Below are 19,422 nucleotides of genomic sequence, written 5' to 3'. Positions count from 1 at the left end.
CTTGTTAAGCTTTTCATCCCCGCCCCACGTCGATGGACCCCATGATGAGCAGCGAGCAAGTCGAACGCGCCGAGCAATTCCTGCGAAGCCTGCAGGATCGTATTTGTGCTGCCGTCGAACAGGCGGACGGACAGGCGCGCTTTGTCGAAGATGCATGGACACGTCCCACCGGTGGTGGCGGTCGCACGCGCGTTCTGCGCGAAGGGGCGGTGTTCGAGCAGGCCGGGGTGAATTTTTCCCTGGTGCATGGCGATAAATTGCCGCCCAGCGCCACTGCGCACCGGCCGGAACTGGCGGGCGGGAGTTTTGTGGCTACCGGTGTGTCGTTGGTGCTGCATCCGCGCAATCCGTACATTCCCACCACGCATGCCAACGTCCGTTACTTCGAGGCGAGCAAGCCCGGGCTGGAGCCGGTGTGGTGGTTCGGCGGCGGTTTCGATCTCACGCCGTTCTATCCGTTCGAAGAGGATGTGCGGCACTGGCATGGCGTGGCACGCGAGCTGTGCGCGCCGTATGGCGCGGACGTTTATACGCGCTACAAGCAATGGTGCGACGAGTACTTCTATCTGAAGCATCGCAATGAAACGCGCGGCGTCGGCGGCCTGTTTTACGACGACCTCAACGCCGGTGGCTTCGAATCCTGCTTTGCCTTTACCCAGGCCGTGGGGCAGGGCTTTCTCGATGCCTACCTGCCGATCCTCGCGCGCCGCAAGGACACGCCGTACGGCGAACGCGAACGCGAGTTCCAGCTATACCGGCGCGGCCGCTATGTGGAATTCAATCTGGTCTATGACCGCGGCACGCTGTTCGGATTGCAATCGGGTGGACGCACCGAATCGATCCTGATGAGCCTGCCGCCGCGCGTGCGTTTTGAATATGCGTATCAGCCGGAGCCGGATTCAGCCGAAGCGCGGCTTGCGGAATTCCTCAAGCCGCGCGAGTGGATTTGAAACAATTGCCGTTCAGGGCATCGCGCCATGGAAGATATTGGCCTTGGCGCCACGTACCGGACCGATCTGCGCGCTGTCGCTGACATCGAGCACCACCTCGCGGTGGAAATCCAGCGTACCGCTTACGACGGCATGCGGACCGATCACGATATGCGGCGGACGGTTGGACCAGCCCATCGAATGCACTTCGTTGACCAGAATGCCGCCCTGCACGCGTGAGCCGTCGCCCACCGTGATATCGCCGCTGGTGGTTTCGATGCCGCCGCCGACATGTGCATGATCGAGCGTGATCGAGCCGTTGGTGGTGGAGGCCCGGCCGGCGACCTCGGCATGTGGATCCAGCGTAATGCTGCCGTTGGTGGTCTCGGCCTCGCCGCCGACGCGAGCGCCTTCATGCAGGCTGAGGCGGCCGTTCACGGTATGCAGCGAACTGGCCTGCGCATTGCTGCCCAGGTCGACCGAGCCGTTGACGGTGCCGGCGCTCTGCACCACGGCGCCATCGCCGATATGCACGGAGCCGTTGACGCTATGGACATCACCGGCATGTTCTCCCGCACCGACCGAGGCGGTGCCGTTGACCTTGTCGATATCCTGGGCCGCCACTGCCACCGGCAGCAGCAAGGCGAGGGTAAGCACAGCTAGACGCATGACAGAACTCCTGGGTGGCAATCACCCATAGGATGCGTCGATCTGCCCGCAGGGTTTAGTGTGACTTACGACAGGGGCGGCGATTGACGGGGGTGGGACGGGGCTTCACCATTCCCGACTCGCCTCGACTCCGATTGAACCGATCCCATGCACAAGCTCGTATTGATCCGCCACGGCCAGTCCCAGTGGAACCTCGAAAACCGCTTCAGCGGCTGGGCCGACGTCGATATCACCGAGCAGGGCGCGGCCGAAGCGCGCGAGTCGGGCGAGCTGCTGGTCCAGGCCGGCTATCGCTTCGACGTGGCGCATACCTCGGTGCTCAAGCGCGCCGTGCGTACCTTGTGGCATGTGCAGGACGCCATGGACCAGATGTGGATCCCGGTCCTCACCGACTGGCGCCTCAACGAGCGCCACTATGGCGCGCTCACCGGCCTCAACAAGGCCGAAACCGCCGCCAAGTACGGCGAGGATCAGGTCAAGGTCTGGCGCCGCAGCTACGACATCCCGCCGCCGGCGCTGGAGCGCAGCAGCAATCCTGCGCTGCACGATCCGCGCTACGCCACCCTCGATCCCACGCTGATCCCGGATACCGAGTGCCTGAAGGACACCGTGGCCCGCGTGATGCCGTACTGGAATGAAGTGCTGGCCCCGGCGATCCGTGCCGGCCAGCGCGTGCTGCTGGTGGCGCACGGCAATTCGATCCGTGCGCTGGTGAAGTATCTGGACGGCATTTCGGACGACGACATCGTGGAATTGAACATCCCCAACGGCGTGCCGCTGGTCTACGAATTCGACGACCAGCTCAAGCCGCTGCGCCACTACTACCTGGGCGACGCCGACGCCATCGCCGCCAAGCTGGCCGCCGTGGCCAACCAGGGCAAGGCCAAGTAAGACCCGGCCCCGATGCATGACAGGCGTCAGTCGCCTGGCTTGCGCACGATTGCTAAGCTGCGCCGGTTTCCCGACCGCGCAGGTGGCAAAGATGGCTCCTCACTTCAGCATGCCGCTGGTGATGATTCCGCTGCTGGTATTGATCGTCTGGCGGCGCGTGCGCACCCAGTTCGGCGTGCAGCCGATCCGGCGCAGGCGCATGTCGTTGCGCATCGCCATTTTCTCGGTGCTTGGGGTCTTGAGCGCGGCGTTTGCCTTGCGCTATCCGACCATGCTGGAAGGTCTGGTCGGCGGCCTGGTGGTCGGTGCCGGCCTCGGGCTGCTCGGCCTGCGCCTGACCCGCTTCCATGTCGATGCCGTCAAGGGCGATTGCTACGTGCCCAATCCCTATATCGGCGCGCTGGTCACCATCCTGCTGCTGACCCGCCTGCTGTGGCGCTTCGCCATGCTGTCGCCGCAGCTGCAGGATGCCAGTGGCATGACCCCGCCGGTGCACGGCCCGGCGATCGGCCAGAGTCCGTTGACCTTCGCCATGTTCGGCCTGTTCGTGGGGTATTACATCTGCTACTTCGCCGGCCTGCTGATCCATCACCAGCGGCTGCTGCGCGCCCGGCCGGAACAGCCGGTCTAGTCAGAGCGCGTCGTGGTCCAGCTCGCCGGTGCGGATGCGTATCACCTGTTCCAGGCTGCTGACGAAAATCTTGCCGTCGCCGATCTTGCCGGTGCGGGCCGACTGCGTGATGGCCTCCACCACCCGGTCCAGCTGGTCGTCCGGCACGGCCACTTCCAGCTTGATCTTGGGTAGGAAATCGACCACATATTCGGCCCCCCGGTAGAGTTCGGTGTGGCCCTTCTGGCGGCCAAACCCCTTCACCTCGGTAACCGTAATGCCCTGCACGCCGACTTCGGCCAGGGCTTCTCGGACATCGTCCAGCTTGAACGGCTTGATCACAGCCACAACCAATTTCATGGAAATTCCTCGACATGCCCGCAGAACGGGCCAAACGCTGCGGATCATACAAGGCTGCCAACCAGGGCGGCCGATCCCACATTGTAGGAAAATGCCTACAGATTCTGATGGAGCATACCGATGGCGCCGCTTTTTCACTTCTCCGTAGACTGTCAGCCGACGAGTTCGAGGTGCCTACCATGACGGGCAGGCAGGATATCGATCAAATTGCCCTTCGACTTGTTTCGTTGGTACCGCCAGGGCTGGCAGACGCGCACAAGGATCTGCGCGCCAATTTTCGCGATATCCTGGCGCAGGGACTGCGCCATCTCGAGCTGGTTACCCGAGAGGAGTTCGACGTTCAGACCCAGGTATTGGCGCGTACCCGCGCCCGGGTCGAGGAACTCGAGCGGCGCGTGGCGGAGCTGGAAGCCGGCATGCCACCTCAAGGGGCATAGCCAGTTCCGGTAGCCGCCCCCGATTCGTCACCATCACCCCAAGGAGTCGGGGGCGGCCGTTTTCTTCTCTCCCGTTTCCCAAGGAGTCGCTCGATGGATCGAACAAGCAGCGACTCCCTCACCATCCCCCTGCATCGCATCCGATGAGCCTGGCCGTCACCTTAAGCCGTGCCCAGGAGGGCGTTGCCGCGCCGCAGGTGATGGTGGAAGTCCACCTTTCCGGTGGTTTGCCCAGCACCAGCATCGTCGGCCTGCCGGAAGCGGCCGTGCGTGAGGCGCGCGACCGCGTGCGCGTGGCCATCCAGAGCGCTGCGTTCGAATACCCCAATCGCAAGGTCACGGTAAATCTGGCCCCGGCCGAGTTGCCCAAGGACGGCGGCCGTTTCGACCTGGCCATCGCGCTGGGCATTCTTGCGGCCGGCCATCAGGTTCCGCGCGAAAAGCTGGATGACTGCGAATTCTTGGGCGAACTGGCGCTGTCCGGCCAGCTGCGCCCGGTATCGGGCGTGCTGCCGGCCCTGCTGCGTGCGCGTGCGCGTGGGCGCCGGGTGGTGGTGCCGCGCGCCAATGCCGAGGAAGCAGCGCTGATCCCCGAAGTGGACGTGCGCGTAGCCGATTCGCTGACCGATGTCTGCAGCTGGCTGCGCGGTGCCCATGAACTGCCGCCGCCGACCGCCACGCTGACCCTCACCGGCGACGCCGCCAGCCCCGACCTGATCGACGTGCGCGGCCAATTGCAGGCGCGCCGCGCACTGGAAATTGCCGCGGTCGGCGGCCATCACCTGCTGCTGGTCGGGCCGCCCGGCACTGGCAAGAGCATGCTGGCGGAACGGCTGCCCGGCATCCTGCCGCCGATGAGCGAATCCGAGGCGCTGGAAACCTGCGCCGTGATGTCGGTGGCCGGTCATCCGGTGGATCCGGCCCATTGGCGCCGCCGTCCGTTTCGCGCGCCCCATCACACGGCCTCGGCCGTGGCGCTGGTGGGTGGTGGCTCGCAGCCGCGGCCCGGTGAGATTTCGCTGGCGCACAACGGCGTGCTGTTCCTGGACGAATTTCCGGAATTCAGTCGGCACGTGCTGGAAGTGCTGCGCGAGCCGATGGAGTCCGGCCAGATTCTTATTTCGCGGGCTGCGCGTCAGCTGAATTTCCCGGCCCAGTTCCAGCTGGTGGCGGCGATGAACCCGTGCCCTTGCGGTTATGCGGGCGAGACGCGCCAGCGCTGCCGCTGCACGCCCGATCAGGTGCAGCGCTACCGCGCACGCATTTCCGGTCCGCTGCTCGATCGCATCGACCTGAGCGTGGAGGTGCCCACCGTGCCGTTGGCTGACCTGACCTCGCCGCGCAGCGGCCAGGACGAAGATTCCGCCACGGTGCGCAAGCGCGTGGTGCGCGCCCGCCAGCATGCGCTGGCCCGCGCCGGTCGCCCGAATGCCGAAATCAGCACGCGCGAACTGGAGCGCGATTGCGCCCTGGGGCCGAGCGAGCGGCGCTGGTTCGACGGCGCACTGGAACGACTGGGCCTGTCGGCGCGCGCGTATCACCGCACCTTGCGCGTGGCGCGCACCATCGCCGACCTGGACAACGGCGCCGCTGCGCTGGATCGCCAGCATCTGGCCGAAGCCCTGCAATACCGGCGCCTGTCGCTGCTCTCTGACTAGACCTGGACATGCGCCGTGCTTAAGTTGCGTTGCGGCCATCCGCCGTTATCGCAAAAGGGGCGCGCATGAATATCGAGCTGGGCCTGATGCTGACCGGCATGCTGGCGATCGGCTTTTTTGCGCAATGGCTGGCTTGGCGCGTAAAACTTCCGGCGATCCTGTTCCTGCTGCTGGCCGGCATCCTGCTGGGGCCGGTGGGGCAAGTGTTCGATCCGGACAAGCTGCTCGGCCCGCTGCTGATGCCGATGGTCTCCCTGTCGGTCGCGCTGATCCTGTTCGAAGGCAGCCTTACGCTGCGCTTCCACGAATTGTCGGGCATCAGCCATGTCGTGCGTGGCCTGGTGAGCTATGGGGCGATTGTGGCCTTGCTGCTGCTGGCCGCAGCCGCGCACTACCTGGCCGGCATGGCCTGGGATCTGGCGTTGCTGTTCGGCGCACTCACCTGCGTCACCGGCCCCACGGTGATCGTGCCGATGCTGCGCACGCTGCGGCCGAACGAGCGCATCGCCAATACGCTGCGCTGGGAAGGCATTGCGATTGATCCCCTCGGTGCACTGTTCGCGGTACTGATCTACGAAGCCATCGTCTCGCATCACCAGGGCCATGCGATTGGCGTGTTCGTCTCGACCGTGCTGACCGGCGCGCTATGTGGTGGCGTGGCTGCGCTGATCTTGGCCTTGCTGCTGCGGCGGCAGTGGATTCCCGAATACCTGCAGAATTTCGGAGTGCTGGCGCTGGTGTTGCTCGCTTTCACGTTCGCCAATCAGCTGGCGCACGATTCGGGACTGCTGGCGGTGACGATCATGGGTATTGCGCTGGGCAATATGCGCGATGTGCACATCGACGACATCCTGGACTTCAAAGAGCATCTCACCATCTTGCTGGTATCGATGCTGTTTATCCTGCTCGCAGCGCGGCTGCATTGGCCGCTGCCGCCAGGTGTGTTGTGGGCGGGCATCGCCATCTTCCTGGTCGCGCAGTTCGTCATACGGCCGATCAGCGTGATCATCTCCAGCTTCGGCAGCAGCCTGAACTGGCGCGAGCGTGCGCTGATTTCGTGGGTGGCGCCGCGCGGCATCGTGGCCGCTTCGGTATCGGCGCTGTTCGCGCTGCGCCTGGCCAACCTGGGCATCCACGGCAGCGAAGTGCTGGTGCCGCTAGTGTTTATCCTGATCATCGGCACCGTGGTGTTCCAGAGTGCCACGGCACGGCCGCTGGCGCGCTGGCTGAAGGTGGCCGAACCAGATCCGCATGGCGTGTTGATCTATGGTTCGGATGCGGTGGCGCGGGCCATCGGCAAGGTGCTGAAGGATGCAGGCTTCCATATCCTGCTGGCCGACGATGATTGGGACGGCATCCGCCGCGCACGCATGGATGGCTTCCATACCTTCTACGGCAATCCGGTTTCCGCTCACGCCGATCGCCATCTGAGCGTGATCGGTATCGGCCAGATGTTGGGCCTGTCCACGCACCGCGAGCGCAATTCGCTGGCCTGTCTGCACTATCAGCAGGAATTCGGCCGCGAGAAGGTTTATCGCCTGCGCAATCTGTCGCCGCAGGAAGCCAGCCAGCGCAAGGAGTTCAACGATCGCCTGCTGGTGCCGGCGTTGTTCGAGGAAGGGATGACGCACGCGCGCTTTGCCGATCTGCTGATTCGCGGCTGGCGCATCAAGGCGACCGGACTCAGCGCCACCTTCGACTGGCCGCATTTCATCGAGCAATACGGTTCGACTTCGCTGCTGATGTTCGGCGTGGATGAAAAAGGTGCGTTGCGGGTCGCCGCCGAGCGGCGCGAGCTGGAACCGCGGCCCGGCTGGACGGTGATCGTATTGGTGCCGCCGGAGAACCCGGCGGCACCCTGAGGGACGATCCATTTTCCTCCACCGCCATGGCCGTCCCCGTTGGTTGGCATGGCGGCGGAGGAAAGCCTGCTCAGGCTGCCGAAGCCCGATGAAATTGGGCTTCTTCGGTCGAGCCCTTCAGCGCAGTCGTCGACGACTGCCCCTGCTGGATCGCCTGCGTTACCTGGTCGAAATAGCCGGTGCCCACTTCGCGCTGATGCTTCACCGCGGTGAAACCTCGTTCGGCGGCCGCGAATTCCTTTTCCTGCAATTCCACGAATGCACTCATCTGGCGGCGCGCATAGCCATGCGCCAGATCGAACATGCCGTAGTTGAGGCTATGGAAGCCGGCCAGGGTGATGAACTGGAATTTGTAGCCCATTGCGCCCAGCTCGCGCTGGAATTTGGCGATGGTGGCGTCGTCCAGGTTCTTCTTCCAGTTGAAGCTGGGCGAGCAGTTGTAGGCCAGCAGCTTGCCAGGGAATTTCGCATGAATCGCCTCGGCGAACTTGCGCGCTTCTTCCAGGTTTGGCTTGCTGGTTTCGCACCACACCAGATCGGCATACGGGGCATAGGCCAGGCCGCGGCTGATGGCCTGGTCCAGGCCGGCGCGCACGCGGAAGAAACCTTCCACGGTGCGTTCGCCGGTGGTGAACGGCCGGTCGTTGTCGTCGATGTCGGAAGTGAGCAGATCCGCGGCGTCCGCATCGGTGCGCGCCACCAGCAAGGTGGGCACGCCGAGCACGTCAGCCGCCAGGCGCGCGACATTGAGCTTGTCCACTGCTTCGCGCGTGGGCACCAGCACCTTGCCGCCCATGTGGCCGCACTTTTTCACCGCCGCCAGCTGGTCTTCGAAATGCACGCCGGCCGCGCCTGCTTCAATCATCGCCTTCATCAGCTCGAAGGCGTTGAGCACGCCGCCGAAGCCGGCTTCGGCATCGGCCACGATCGGCGCCATCCAGTCGATCTCGTCCTTGCCTTCGGCGTGATGCAACTGGTCGGCGCGCAGCAAGGTGTTGTTGATGCGCTTGACCACCTGCGGCACCGAATTGGCCGGATACAGCGACTGGTCCGGATACATCTCGCCGGCCACGTTCGCATCGGCGGCCACCTGCCAGCCGCTGAGGTAAATCGCCTGCAGGCCGGCCTTCACCTGCTGCATGGCCTGGTTGCCGGTGAGCGCGCCCAGCGCGTTGACGAAGTCTTCCTTGTGCAGCGATTTCCACAGCCGCTCGGCGCCGCGGCGGGCCAGCGAATGTTCGACCTGCACCGTGCCGCGCAGGCGCGCCACGTCTTCGGCACTGTAGTTGCGGCGCACGTCGGTCCAGCGCGGATTGTTCTTCCAGTCCAGCGCGATCTGTTCGGCGGTGGGGAGATGGTTCTTCATGTCATGGCTCCTTACGGTGTTGCCAATGCGCGCGATCAGGCGAGCTGTGCGTAGGCGGGAAGGGTGAGGAAGTCGCCGAGCTGGTCGGCGTGCGTAAGCGCGGTCAGCAGCTCGGCGGCGTCGGCGGCGCGGCGTGCGCCGGGCAGCTCGCTTTGTTGCAGGCGATGCGTGTGCGCGGCCAGCGCGTGATCGAACAGGGCGAAGTCGATCGGCGCGTGATCGGGGAATTCCAGGCTGCCGTGATGCAGCCATTGCCACAATTGCGCGCGGGCGATTTCCGCGGTGGCGGCGTCTTCCATCAGGTTATGGATCGGCACGCAACCCATGCCTTCCAGCCATGCGGCGGTGTAGCGCAGCGCCACTTCCACGTTGTTGTCGAAGCCGGCGCGGCTGATGGTGCCGCCGCATGGGGCGATCAGCGCGTCGCGGTCGGCGCTGACATCGTCGCGCAGCACATGCAGCTGGTTCGGCGTGGGCATGTGCCGGTCGAAGATATCCATCGCGACCGGCACCAGCGCCGGATGCGCCACCCAGGTGCCGTCGTGGCCGGCCTGCACTTCGCGCAGCTTGTCGGCACGTACCTTGGCCAGCGCCTTGTCGTTGGCGTCGTCGTCGCCCTTGATCGGGATCTGCGCGGCCATGCCGCCCATCGCAAAAGCGCCGCGGCGATGGCAGGTCTGGATCAGCAGTTCCGAATAGCTCTTCAGGAACGGCACCGTCATCACCACCTGGCCGCGTTCGGGCAGCAGGCGGTCGCGATGGCCGCGCAGCGTTTTCAGGTAGGAAAAGATGTAGTCCCAGCGGCCACAGTTGAGGCCGACCGCACGGCCGCGCAGCGCATGCAGGATCTCATGCATCTGGAACACCGCCGGCAGGGTTTCGATCAGCACGGTGGCCTTCATCGTGCCCAGCGGCAGGCCCAGTTCGTCTTCGGCCAGCGCCATCACCTCGTCCCAAAGCGCGGCTTCTTCCATCGCCTCCAGCTTGGGCAGGTAGAAATACGGGCCGAGCTCGCGCTTGTGCAGGGCATGGGCGTTGTGGAAGGCGTACAGGCCGAAGTCGACCAGGGCGCCGGCCATCGTTTCGCCGTCGACGGTGACATGGCGTTCCGGCAGGTGCCAGCCACGCGGACGCACCACCAGTACAGCCGGATTGGCGCCGACGCGGTATTCCTTGCCCTCGGGCGAGCGGTATTCCAGCGTGCCGTTGACCGCATCGCGCAGGTTGCGCTGGCCATCGAGCTGGTTGGCAAAGCTGGGCGCCGAGGAATCCTCGAAATCGGCCATGAACACCTTCGCCCCGGAATTGAGGGCGTTGATGATCATCTTGCGCTCGACCGGGCCGGTGATTTCCACGCGGCGGTCCTGCAGCGCGGCCGGAATCGGCGCCACCAGCCAGTCGGACTCGCGGATGGCCTGGGTATCCGGCCGGAAATCCGGCAGCGCGCCGGCGTCATAGCGCGCCTGGCGCTGGCGGCGGGCCTTGAGCAAGGCCTGCCGCTTGGGCTCCGCACAACGGTGCAGATGGGCCAGAAAGGCCAGCGCGTCCGGAGTCAGGATGTCGCGGTAGGCCGCGCCATCGGCAAGGATCCAGGCCGGCTGGGCGACCAACTTTTCACTGAGTACTGCCATGAGCTTCTCCACCATGGGTTCGGTGCTGAAGCTAGTCACGGGGATTTGATTTGACAAACCAAATATTTCAATTCTAGTTATTGAATTTATTAATACATACGCTAAGGTATTGAAGATGCTGTCATGAAATAGCCCAAACGGAAGCCGAACATGACAAAAAAAGTCGCCCCAGCCGCCAAGCGGCGCCCGCGCAAAACCGCCGCCAGCGGGGAAGCCGGCCGGTACTACTACAAAGGCAACCGGCTCAAGCAGATGCGCGCCTTTGTCACCACCGTAAAGCTTGGCACCCTCAGCCGCGCGGCCGAGGCGCTGTACCTGTCCCAGCCCTCGATCAGCCTGCAGTTACAGGCGCTGGAGCGCGAGCTGGGGGTGGAGCTGCTGCAGCGCAGCCGGCGCCGCATCAACCTCACCGACGCCGGCGAAGCCTTGTATGAGCTGGCGCGCCCGCTGGTGGAGGGCTGGGAGCATCTGGATCGCGACTTCCAGGCCAAGATCAAGGGCATGCAGGCCGGACGGCTGACCGTGGCCGCCGGCAGTTCCACCATCCAGTACCTGCTGCCCGAACTGGTGCGGCGCTACCGCGAGCAATACCCCGCAGTGCAGCTGCAGCTGGCCAATGTCACCGGCAAGGACGGCATGGCGCTGCTGCGCGCCGACGAAGCCGATTTCGCCGTCGGCTCGATGCTGGACGTGCCCAACGACATCGCCTGGGCGCCGGTCTATCACTACGACCCGATGCTGATCACGCCGCTGGACCACCCGTTGGCGCAGAAAGAGGACATCACCCTGGAAGATCTCTCGCCGCACGGCCTGATCCTGCCGCCGCAGCGCCTGTCCACCTACCGGCTGGTGGACTTGGTTTTCCAGCAGCGCCAGGTGCCGTACCAGGTGGCGATCGAGGTCGGCGGCTGGGAGGTGATCAAGGAATACGTGGCGATGGGGCTGGGCATTTCCATCGTCACCGGCATCTGCATTACCGAAGCCGATCGCGCGCGGCTGATGGTGCGCAATATGCGCCAGTACTTTCCGCAGCGCAGTTATGGCGTGGTGATGCGCAAGGGCAAGTTCCTCAGCCAGGAAGCGCGCGCGTTCATCGATCTGATCCGGCCTGGCCTGCTGACGCATCGCGACTACGACGAATCCGGCCACTCCGAGCGCTAGCTATTCGTAGGCTGGGTTACCCCGGGCTTGGTCCGGGGGTAACCCAACCTACTCGCTTCGTAGCGATATCGTTGGGTTACGCTGCGCTAACCCAACCTACGCTGCCAAGGGACGTATGCCATGAATCGTCGTTTAGTCGTGTTTGCTGCGCTTGCATTGGGATCGGCGTGGAGCTGCCACGCTGCCGATCAAAACGCCCAAGTGATGGAGCCGGTGCATCGCTTTTTCGATGCGTTGGGCAAGCAGGACAAAAACGGCTTGCTCGCCGTGGTGGCACCGAATATCGAAATCACCAGCATGCATGAGAACGAGCTGCGTCGGCCGACGATCGAAAAGCTGGCCGATGCCATCGCCGCGCACAAGGGCGGCCCGATCGCCGAAAACATCTACGATCCGATCGTGCACGTCGACCAGAACCTGGCGGTGGTATGGGCGCCATACAAATTCACCATCAATGGCCGCGTGGATCACTGTGGCACAGACGTACTTACGCTCGGCAAGGTGCAGGATCGCTGGATCATCATCGGCTTGTCCGACAACGAGCGAAAAGAAAATTGCGGATGACCGTAGCTTTGGCGACTGCGGGCTTGATCCGCAGGTAACCGAACGATGTTGCTTCGAGCCGAGTGTGTTGGGTTATCCCCGGAGCAAGTCCGGACTAAGCCAGCCGGCGGTTCGCAGGAACTAGCTGCGCTGCTGCAATGCCAGTTTCACGCCGAAGCTGAGCAGGATGGTGCCGCATACGCGATCCATCCATTGTCCCAGCCGCGGCTTGGCGAGCAGCAGGCGATGCACGCGGCCGCCCATCAGCGCCAGCGCGCTTGACCAGGTCAGGCCGATGCCGATCACTGTGAGGCCAAGTACAACCAAGCCGAACTGCGGATGCGCCGCGTGCATGGAAACGAACTGTGGCAGCAGCGCCAGAAAGAACAGCGCGACCTTGGGATTGAGCACATTGGTCAGCATGCCCTGGCGAAATGCTGCGGCAAAACCCTGGCCGCGCGTCACGGTCGGCTGGTGCGCACTGCGGCGCGACAGCAGCATGCGCACGCCGGTCCACACCAGATAGGCTGCGCCCAGGTACTTCAGCACGCTGAAGGCCAGCGCCGACGTCATCAAAATCGCGGAGATGCCCAGCGCCGCCGCCAGCGTGTGCACAATGCAGCCCGTGTTGATGCCCAATACTGCCGCCAGTCCCACGACATGCCCTTCACGGCCGCTGCGCGTGAGAATGTAGAAGGTATCGAGCCCGGGAGTGAGGGCGAGCGCCACGCAGGCGAGCAGGAAGGCGTCGTAGTGCTGGATGCCGAGGGTGTCCATCAGGGCCATGCGCGTACTCCTTTATTCGGTATTGCGATGCTTGCCGTGGTAGGGACGGAACAAGGCGCGGATCGTGCTCATGTCCGCGTCGGGATCGTCGCTGGCCTGCACCACGGGACCGAGGGTGAAGGTCTTGCTGGGGTAGTCGATAAACAAGGTCTGGATCGGCACGTTCGCTTCGTGCGCAATGCGCAGAAAACCCGATTTCCACTGCTTCACGTGCTTGCGCGTGCCCTCGGGGGTAATGCCCAGCCACATGCGATCGTGCTGCTGAAAGCGTTGCACCATCTGGCCGACCACGTTCAGCGCGGCGCTGCGATTGATCGGGATCAGTCCGATCGGCCGCAGGATGATGCCCAGCGGGCCATCCAGCACTTCGCGCTTGATCATGATGTTGATGTTGATGCCCAGGCCGATCTTCATCATCAGCCCCCATACGCCGTCCCAATAGGACGAATGCGGTGCGCCGATGATGATCAGCTTGGGCACGTCCGGCAGCTGGCCGAGCAGGCGCCAGCCCGACAGGCGCAGCAGGCTGCGCATCAGCCAGGGCCAGAAGCGGCTCTGCAGCAGCGGTGCCTGGGGCGGTACGGCAGGCAGGATGGGTGGGCTCACTCGTGGCTCCAGGATCGCGATCGGGCTTGCTTGAGTTTGCCGCGCTGCTGCTTGCCTTCCAGCCGGCGCTTTTGCGATGCGCGGGTGGGCTTGGTGGCGACCCGCTTCTTGGGCACCACCAGCGCGGCGCGCAGGATTTCCAGCAGGCGCTCGCGCGCGTCCTCGCGATTGCGGCCCTGGTCGCGGAAGCGCCGGGCCTGGATCACCAGCACGCCTTCATCGGTAAGGCGGCGGTCGCTGCGCGCCAGCAGGCGTGCGCGCACATCGTCGGGCAGCGACGGCGAATGCAGTACGTCGAAGCGCAGTTCTACCGCACTCTCGGTGCGGTTCACATGCTGGCCGCCCGGGCCGTCGGCACGCAGGAAGCGTACGACCAGCTCGGAGTCCGGCAGGACGATGGATCGGCTCACGGATAACATGCGGCGCAGTTTAGCTGGTCGCCGTGCTTTCCTGCGGCAGCTCCCAGTCGAAGCGCGCCAGCAGGCTTCGATAGGCGTCGTCCAAGGGAGCCTCCAGGCGCATCGGCCGGCCGTCCAGCGGATGGCGCAGGTGCAGCCGCCAGGCATGCAGCAGCATGCGGTGACAGCTGAAATACTGCTTGTAAAGGCGATTGTGATCGCTGCGCCCATGCTGGCAGTCGCCGATCACCGGGTGATGGATATGCGCCATATGCTTGCGGATCTGGCGGAAGCGGCCGCTCTGCGGCTCGGCCAGCACCAGTGCATAGCGCTGCTGCGGATAGCGGCCCAGCGCGATCGGCACTTCCACCGTAGCCATGCACCGGTAGGCGGTCAGCGCATCGCGCCGCGGTCCGGTTTCGCGCGAGCCCGGCAGCGGGTAGTCGACGATACCCTCGGCCGGCTCCGGCCAGCCGCGCACCACGGCGAGATATTGCTTGTGTACGTCGCGGCTCATGAACTGCTCGCCCAATGCCGCCGCCACTTCGCTGGAGCGCGCAATCAGCAGCACGCCGCTGGTGGCGCGGTCCAGGCGATGCGCCAGGTAGACCGTGCCGCCGACCTGCTCGCGCAGCACATCGATCAGGAAAACATCGGTGTTGCCGACCATTTTCGAGCGATGCACGGCCATGCCCGCGGGCTTGTTCACCGCGATCAGGGCGTCGTCCTGGTAGAGGATTTCAAGGGGCAACGTGAATCACTCGGAGATGCCTGCGGATTGCCTCGCTGTCATTCGACACGCGCCGAATGACGGTGAAGCGGAGTGCAGATAACAGCAAAAAGGGCCGCTGCGGCAGCTTTGTCAGCGCCGCACCCAGCCATATACAAACGACAGCAGGCCAGCCGCTCCTACGCACGCTGGCAGCAACATGCCGTGCTGCGGCGACAGTGTCGCCAGCAAGGTCGCGCTGACAATCAGCGTGCCGCCAAGCATGCCGCAGCCGACCATGCGCAGCACGCGCCGCGCCAGGTCGCGCTGATGACCCAGCATTTCGAAATCGGCCACCATGCGCTGTTCGCCGACGGCAATCTGGCGCATCGCATCGCGCACCAGCTCCGGCAGCTGCGGCGCATTGTGGAACCACTCCGGCACGCGCTTGCGGATTTCGCGCAAAGTGCGCAGCGGGCTGTAGCGCTCGCGCAGGATGCGCTTGAGCACCGGATGCGCCACCGCCCAGATGTCGATCTCCGGATCCAGCATGCGTCCCACGCCTTCGATATTGAGCAGGGTTTTTTGCAGCAGAATCAGCTGCGGCTGCAAGATCAGCTCGAAGCGGCGTGCGGTCTGGAACAGCTTTACCACCAGTTCCGCCAGCGAGATCTGCGACAGCGGGCGGGTGAAATACGGCTCGCAGACCGTGCGCACGGCCGCTTCCAGTTCGTCCATGCGGATACTGGCGGGCATCCAGCCGGCGTCCACATGCAGCTTGGCGATGCGCGCGTAATCGCGTTCGAACAGTGCGATGAAATTCTGCGCCAGCCAGTATTGGTCCGCTTCCGGCAGCGAACCCATGATGCCGAAATCCAGCGCAATGAAGCGCGGCTCCTGCGCCCGCGTGGGATCCACCCAGATATTGCCCGGATGCGCGTCGGCATGGAAAAAATTGTCGCGGAAGACCTGTTCGTAGAACAGGCGCACACCCTTGGCGGCCAGCTGCTTGCGGTCGATGCCGGCAGCGTCGATCGCGGCGATGTCGTCGCAGCTCACGCCCGACACGCGCTCCAGCGTGAGCACGCGCGCGGAGGTGAGTTCCCAATGCACCTCGGGCACGTACATGTCCACGCCGCTGGCGAAATTGCGCCGCAGCAGGCTGGCATTGGCGCCTTCGCGCTGCAGGTCCAGCTCGTTCTCCAGCATCTTCTCGACTTCGGCGACCACGTCGAGCGGGCGGATCTTGTCTGCGTTCGGATGCCAGCGTTCGGCCAGTTCGCCCAGCGAATGAATCAGGTTCACGTCGCGCGCAATGCGCTGCTCGATGCCCGGACGCAGCACCTTCACCACCACGGCGCGGCCGTCCAGCAACGTGGCGGGGTGCACCTGCGAGATCGAGGCGGAAGCGAGCGGTACCGGATCGAAGCTGGCATATAGCGTTTCCACCGGCAGCTTCAGTTCGCGCTGCACGATCACGCGCGCCTGCTCGCCCGGAAACGGCGGCACCTGGTCCTGCAGCAGCGACAGCTCGTCGGCGATATCGGCCGGCACCAGGTCGCGCCGGGTCGACAACACCTGCCCGGCCTTGACGAAGATCGGGCCGAGCTCGTTCAAGGCCAGGCGGATCCGCGCACCGCGTGACAGCGGGCGCACGTCGACGGCGGGACGGCCAAGGAACGGACGGATCAGCTTCAGCGGGCGGAACAGGTGGGTGGCGTCGATCAGCTCATCCAGCCGGTAGCGCAGCAGGACGATAGTGACGCGCAGCAGGCCGGGTACGACTTTCAGCGGCGTCACGGATGCGATCCCCGCCGGCGTTCCAGGCGCGCCAGCCGCGCTTCCAGCCGCTCGGTGCGCTCGCGCAGAGCGTCCACGTCATCGAGAAAACCCTCGACTTCGCCGGGCGCGAGGGCCAGGCGCGCCTCGTCGCGCAGCCAGGCAGCACTGTCCTGACTCAGGTGCGACGCCGATTCGCGCGCGTGCGCCAATCCTTCGCGCACCGCCTTGGCCAGCGGTACGCCGAGCACATCGCCGAAGGTGCGGGCAAAGGCTTCTTCGAAATCCGGCGCAAAGCCGCTGGCGAGTTTTTCCAGCCGGCGCGCCAGCTCCGCATCGCCGGCGATATCCACCTTGCCCGGCGCCATGCTCTCGTCGCCGCGGCGAAACAGCATCGACAGCAGGCTGCCGGGCGTGGCGGCGACGCGCAGATCGCTGCTGTCCGGCGCGGGACCGACTTTCAGCCGTCCCTGCTCGACGCTGATGGCCATCGACACCTCCAGGCCGCGCAGTTGCAATTGCACGCTGCGGCCTTCCAGCGCGGCCAGCCTGGCCTGGGTATCGGGATCGAGCGACAGCGCGTGATTGAGCGCTGTCTCCAGTGCGCGACCGGCGAGTTTGCGCAGCGGTTGCGGCAGCAGACGGGGAGATGAGGCGGCATTCATCCCGGGATTGTAGCCGCCCAGGCGTCGCGCTGATCGTGAGGGGCGGCGATCACACCGGTTTGGCGCCGGCGAAGCCGAGCTGCCGCCAGGCTTCATACACCGCCACCGCTACGCTGTTGGACAGATTCAGGCTGCGGCTGTCCGGGCACATCGGCAGGCGCAGGCGCTGCTCCGGCGGCAATGCGTCCAGCACTGCATCGGGCAGCCCCGCGGTTTCGCAGCCGAACAACAGGGCATCGCCGTCACGGAAACGTGCATCCACGTGCATGCTGCGTCCGCGGGTGGAGAAGGCGAACACGCGCGGATGCTTCAGCGTCGCGAGGCAGGCATCGAGATCGTCGTGCACGCTTACGCGCGCATATTCGTGGTAATCGAGGCCGGCGCGGCGCAGGCGCGTATCGTCGAGCTCGAAGCCCAGCGGGCGGATCAGGTGCAGGCTGGCGCCGGTATTGGCGCACAGGCGGATCACGTTGCCGGTATTGGGCGGGATTTCGGGTCTGAACAGGATGACATGCAGCATGCCGCCATTATCGGATGACGGGGCCGATCGCGTCTCGTGCTCAGCCGGTCACGACGGTGGCGGTGGCGATCGGAGCGTGGGCAGCCAGCTGGGCCGGCACCGACTTGGCGCTCACCATCGAGACCAGGGCCAGGCCGCAGACCAGTACGCATGCTCCAAACAGGCTGCGCAGCATCATCGTTTCGAAGTTCATGGCGATATCTCCTGATAAAAGGTGTGGGTGGCGCCGATCAGCCGGCGGCACGGATGCAAACCATGTTGCCCAGGTCCGGCAGTGCGCAGCTCGACGGTGCAGCGGCGAACAAGGCCTCGACCGGATTGCCAGCGGCCAGTTGCACCGCGGCGGGCTTGGCGACGACCATCGCGGCCAGGATCAGACCGCTGACCAGCAGGCAAGCGGCGAACAGTCCGCGCAGGACCATCGCTTCGAATTTGGCTTCACTGAATTTCATGTCCTTGGCTCCAGTTGGGAGGACCGTCAGGGTCCTTGCCTACCAGAGTGCAAACGCCGTGCCAGCCTGTTCTTGCGTCGTAATATGCTGATAAACATCGATTTGTTGCGATGTCTCGGCGGCGGCCTGGATGTCCGCGGACACCGGACACCCATAACCGGACAGTGTCCGGACGGACACCGCAGGCCGCGCTGCTAAGCCGGCGTTCGATGACAAGGCGCCGGCACGCGTTACGATGCAACGCGGATCTCAACCCTTCGCATCAAACGCATCCATGGAGCTACTCATGCGCAAGACCCTGCTGTTGCTCGTACCCGCAGTACTGCTTGGCGGCTGTACCTGGGGCATTAATCCCGATCCGGGATCCAACGGCGTGCGCACAGTATGGACAGGCGATGTTTCCGGTTGCCATGACCTGGGCAAGATCACCGTTTCGGTGATGGACCACGTCGGACCGTTCGATCGCAACGACATCAAGGTGCGCGACGAGCTGCAGGTGCAGGCGCGCAACAGCGCAGCCAGCATGCATGCAGACACGATGAAGCCGCTGGCCGATCCGGTCGACGGTTCGCAGCCGTGGGAAGCGTATTACTGCGGCAATCACCCGGTGGGGTCGTCGGCACCGCCGCCGATCCAGGGCAATCCGCAGTCTCAGCCGCAGCAGCCGGCGCAGGCGCCGCAACAGCAGGGCGGCGGTTTCCAGACCTATCCGACCAAGGGCGGCTGATTCGCCCTACTTGGCGAACACGCCATGCAGATACAGCTGCATGGCGTGCTGCAATTGCATCAGTGCCGCATCGCGGCCAGGCATGTCGGGCTCGGCGTGAATCGCAATCGCCGCCTTCATCATCTGCTGCACCACCACGGCGGCGGCATGCATGTCTTCGCTTGAACGATGTGCGGCGCGCTGCGCCAGCAGCGCCTGCAATTGCGCGCGCACGCGGCGGCGAATCGCCATGCCGTCGACGGACGGCATGATGACCGTTTCCACCAACACCACGAAGGCCGGGTGACGCTTGCGGAACGACACCAGGAACGCGCACAGCTGCCGCGCCAGTTCCTCGGTGCTCCACGGCACGGACTGCTCGGCCAGCGTCGCCAGCTCGGCATATACCGCCTGCGCGTATTGCTCCACCAGCGCCTGCGCCAGCACTTCCTTGGTCGGGAAGAACTGATACAGCGAGCCGATCGATGCGCCCGCCCGTGCCGCCACCTCGGTCATGGTGGTGGCGTCGTAGCCCTTTTCGACAAAGCAGGACGCGGCCGCTTCCAGCAGCGCGGCCACGCGTTCGTGACCGCGCTGGCGCTGCGGCACGCGGCGTAGTTCGCCCGGTTTTTTCGCTTCGGAGGTTTCCATCGGCATTCAGTCCACGCCATGCGGCGGCGGCTT

The 19,422-nt window shown here is 64.8% G+C and carries 23 protein-coding genes; 9 read left to right on the top strand and 14 right to left on the bottom strand.

The window, feature by feature from the left end; all coding sequences use genetic code 11:
- Positions 1–44 precede the first annotated feature (44 nt).
- A complete protein-coding gene (gene hemF, locus IGX34_RS04330; protein ID WP_192554418.1) occupies positions 45–950 on the top strand; it encodes an oxygen-dependent coproporphyrinogen oxidase in 906 nt (301 codons plus the stop codon).
- Positions 951–962: 12 nt separating this feature from the next.
- On the opposite strand, the gene IGX34_RS04325 is transcribed toward hemF, so the two are convergent.
- Positions 963–1,598 carry a DUF4097 family beta strand repeat-containing protein gene (locus IGX34_RS04325; RefSeq protein WP_192554417.1) on the bottom strand — a complete coding sequence of 212 codons (636 nt, stop codon included), beginning with the start codon at positions 1,596–1,598 and terminating at the stop codon, positions 963–965.
- 147 nt (positions 1,599–1,745) lie between these two features.
- On the opposite strand from IGX34_RS04325, the gene gpmA reads away from it, so the two are divergent.
- A complete protein-coding gene (gene gpmA / locus IGX34_RS04320) occupies positions 1,746–2,489 on the top strand; it encodes a 2,3-diphosphoglycerate-dependent phosphoglycerate mutase (RefSeq protein ID WP_192554416.1) in 744 nt (247 codons plus the stop codon).
- Positions 2,490–2,580: 91 nt separating this feature from the next.
- Complete coding sequence (locus IGX34_RS04315; RefSeq protein WP_192554415.1) at positions 2,581–3,120, top strand: CcdC protein domain-containing protein; 540 nt, start codon at positions 2,581–2,583, stop codon at positions 3,118–3,120.
- On the opposite strand, the gene glnK is transcribed toward IGX34_RS04315, so the two are convergent.
- Positions 3,121–3,459, bottom strand: a complete 339-nt coding sequence (glnK, locus tag IGX34_RS04310) for a P-II family nitrogen regulator (protein WP_192554414.1) — start codon at positions 3,457–3,459, stop codon at positions 3,121–3,123.
- Between the two features lie 179 nt (positions 3,460–3,638).
- Here glnK and IGX34_RS04305 point away from each other — a divergent pair, with 179 nt between their 5' ends.
- The 3 genes from IGX34_RS04305 to IGX34_RS04295 all read left to right on the top strand — a co-directional run bounded on the left by IGX34_RS04305 (position 3,639) and on the right by IGX34_RS04295 (position 7,416).
- On the top strand, positions 3,639–3,896 hold the full coding sequence (locus IGX34_RS04305; protein ID WP_192554519.1) for an accessory factor UbiK family protein: 258 nt from the start codon (positions 3,639–3,641) through the stop codon (positions 3,894–3,896).
- A gap of 143 nt (positions 3,897–4,039) precedes the next feature.
- Complete coding sequence (locus tag IGX34_RS04300; RefSeq protein WP_192554413.1) at positions 4,040–5,554, top strand: YifB family Mg chelatase-like AAA ATPase; 1,515 nt, start codon at positions 4,040–4,042, stop codon at positions 5,552–5,554.
- Between the two features lie 65 nt (positions 5,555–5,619).
- Positions 5,620–7,416 carry a cation:proton antiporter gene (locus IGX34_RS04295; RefSeq protein WP_192554412.1) on the top strand — a complete coding sequence of 599 codons (1,797 nt, stop codon included), beginning with the start codon at positions 5,620–5,622 and terminating at the stop codon, positions 7,414–7,416.
- Positions 7,417–7,486: 70 nt separating this feature from the next.
- Here IGX34_RS04295 and aceA read toward each other — a convergent pair whose 3' ends face one another.
- Complete coding sequence (gene aceA, locus IGX34_RS04290; protein ID WP_192554411.1) at positions 7,487–8,782, bottom strand: isocitrate lyase; 1,296 nt, start codon at positions 8,780–8,782, stop codon at positions 7,487–7,489.
- Positions 8,783–8,817: 35 nt separating this feature from the next.
- Positions 8,818–10,413, bottom strand: a complete 1,596-nt coding sequence (gene aceB / locus IGX34_RS04285) for a malate synthase A (RefSeq protein WP_192554410.1) — start codon at positions 10,411–10,413, stop codon at positions 8,818–8,820.
- A gap of 150 nt (positions 10,414–10,563) precedes the next feature.
- On the opposite strand from aceB, the gene IGX34_RS04280 reads away from it, so the two are divergent.
- Both IGX34_RS04280 and IGX34_RS04275 read left to right on the top strand, forming a co-directional pair.
- Positions 10,564–11,574, top strand: a complete 1,011-nt coding sequence (locus tag IGX34_RS04280) for a LysR family transcriptional regulator (RefSeq protein ID WP_192554409.1) — start codon at positions 10,564–10,566, stop codon at positions 11,572–11,574.
- Between the two features lie 120 nt (positions 11,575–11,694).
- Positions 11,695–12,138, top strand: coding sequence for a nuclear transport factor 2 family protein (locus IGX34_RS04275; RefSeq protein ID WP_192554408.1), 444 nt, complete (start codon positions 11,695–11,697; stop codon positions 12,136–12,138).
- A gap of 120 nt (positions 12,139–12,258) precedes the next feature.
- Here the strand turns inward: IGX34_RS04275 and IGX34_RS04270 are convergent, their stop codons facing one another.
- The 9 genes from IGX34_RS04270 to IGX34_RS04230 form a co-directional block, all read right to left on the bottom strand.
- Positions 12,259–12,903 carry a LysE family translocator gene (locus IGX34_RS04270; protein ID WP_192554407.1) on the bottom strand — a complete coding sequence of 215 codons (645 nt, stop codon included), beginning with the start codon at positions 12,901–12,903 and terminating at the stop codon, positions 12,259–12,261.
- Positions 12,904–12,915: 12 nt separating this feature from the next.
- Entirely contained in the window at positions 12,916–13,509 is a 594-nt protein-coding gene (locus IGX34_RS04265; protein WP_192554406.1) for a 1-acyl-sn-glycerol-3-phosphate acyltransferase, read from the bottom strand.
- Positions 13,506–13,928: an alternative ribosome rescue aminoacyl-tRNA hydrolase ArfB gene (arfB, locus tag IGX34_RS04260; RefSeq protein ID WP_192554405.1), complete on the bottom strand. Its 423-nt coding sequence runs from the start codon at positions 13,926–13,928 to the stop codon at positions 13,506–13,508. The genes IGX34_RS04265 and arfB overlap by 4 nt, the downstream gene beginning before the upstream one ends.
- Positions 13,929–13,938: 10 nt before the next feature.
- Positions 13,939–14,658 carry a pseudouridine synthase gene (locus tag IGX34_RS04255; RefSeq protein ID WP_192554404.1) on the bottom strand — a complete coding sequence of 240 codons (720 nt, stop codon included), beginning with the start codon at positions 14,656–14,658 and terminating at the stop codon, positions 13,939–13,941.
- A 111-nt stretch (positions 14,659–14,769) separates the two neighbouring features.
- Positions 14,770–16,407, bottom strand: coding sequence for a ubiquinone biosynthesis regulatory protein kinase UbiB (gene ubiB / locus IGX34_RS04250; RefSeq protein ID WP_225737226.1), 1,638 nt, complete (start codon positions 16,405–16,407; stop codon positions 14,770–14,772).
- Between the two features lie 5 nt (positions 16,408–16,412).
- Positions 16,413–17,060: a ubiquinone biosynthesis accessory factor UbiJ gene (locus IGX34_RS04245; RefSeq protein WP_192554402.1), complete on the bottom strand. Its 648-nt coding sequence runs from the start codon at positions 17,058–17,060 to the stop codon at positions 16,413–16,415.
- Between the two features lie 49 nt (positions 17,061–17,109).
- Positions 17,110–17,580, bottom strand: coding sequence for a tRNA (uridine(34)/cytosine(34)/5-carboxymethylaminomethyluridine(34)-2'-O)-methyltransferase TrmL (gene trmL, locus IGX34_RS04240; protein WP_192554401.1), 471 nt, complete (start codon positions 17,578–17,580; stop codon positions 17,110–17,112).
- Between the two features lie 40 nt (positions 17,581–17,620).
- Complete coding sequence (locus IGX34_RS04235; RefSeq protein ID WP_192554400.1) at positions 17,621–17,773, bottom strand: hypothetical protein; 153 nt, start codon at positions 17,771–17,773, stop codon at positions 17,621–17,623.
- Positions 17,774–17,810: 37 nt separating this feature from the next.
- On the bottom strand, positions 17,811–18,032 hold the full coding sequence (locus tag IGX34_RS04230) for a hypothetical protein (RefSeq protein ID WP_192554399.1): 222 nt from the start codon (positions 18,030–18,032) through the stop codon (positions 17,811–17,813).
- 286 nt (positions 18,033–18,318) lie between these two features.
- Here IGX34_RS04230 and IGX34_RS04225 point away from each other — a divergent pair, with 286 nt between their 5' ends.
- Entirely contained in the window at positions 18,319–18,759 is a 441-nt protein-coding gene (locus tag IGX34_RS04225; protein ID WP_192554398.1) for a DUF4156 domain-containing protein, read from the top strand.
- Positions 18,760–18,765: 6 nt separating this feature from the next.
- Here the strand turns inward: IGX34_RS04225 and IGX34_RS04220 are convergent, their stop codons facing one another.
- Positions 18,766–19,389 (bottom strand): TetR/AcrR family transcriptional regulator, encoded by a 624-nt coding sequence (locus IGX34_RS04220; protein WP_225737166.1) that lies wholly within the window; start codon positions 19,387–19,389, stop codon positions 18,766–18,768.
- Positions 19,390–19,422 lie beyond the last annotated feature (33 nt).

It is taken from the genome of Dyella acidiphila, assembly GCF_014863405.1.
Classification (GTDB): Bacteria; Pseudomonadota; Gammaproteobacteria; order Xanthomonadales; family Rhodanobacteraceae; genus Dyella_B; species Dyella_B acidiphila.
This window is presented reverse-complemented; position numbering and strand designations above follow the sequence as displayed.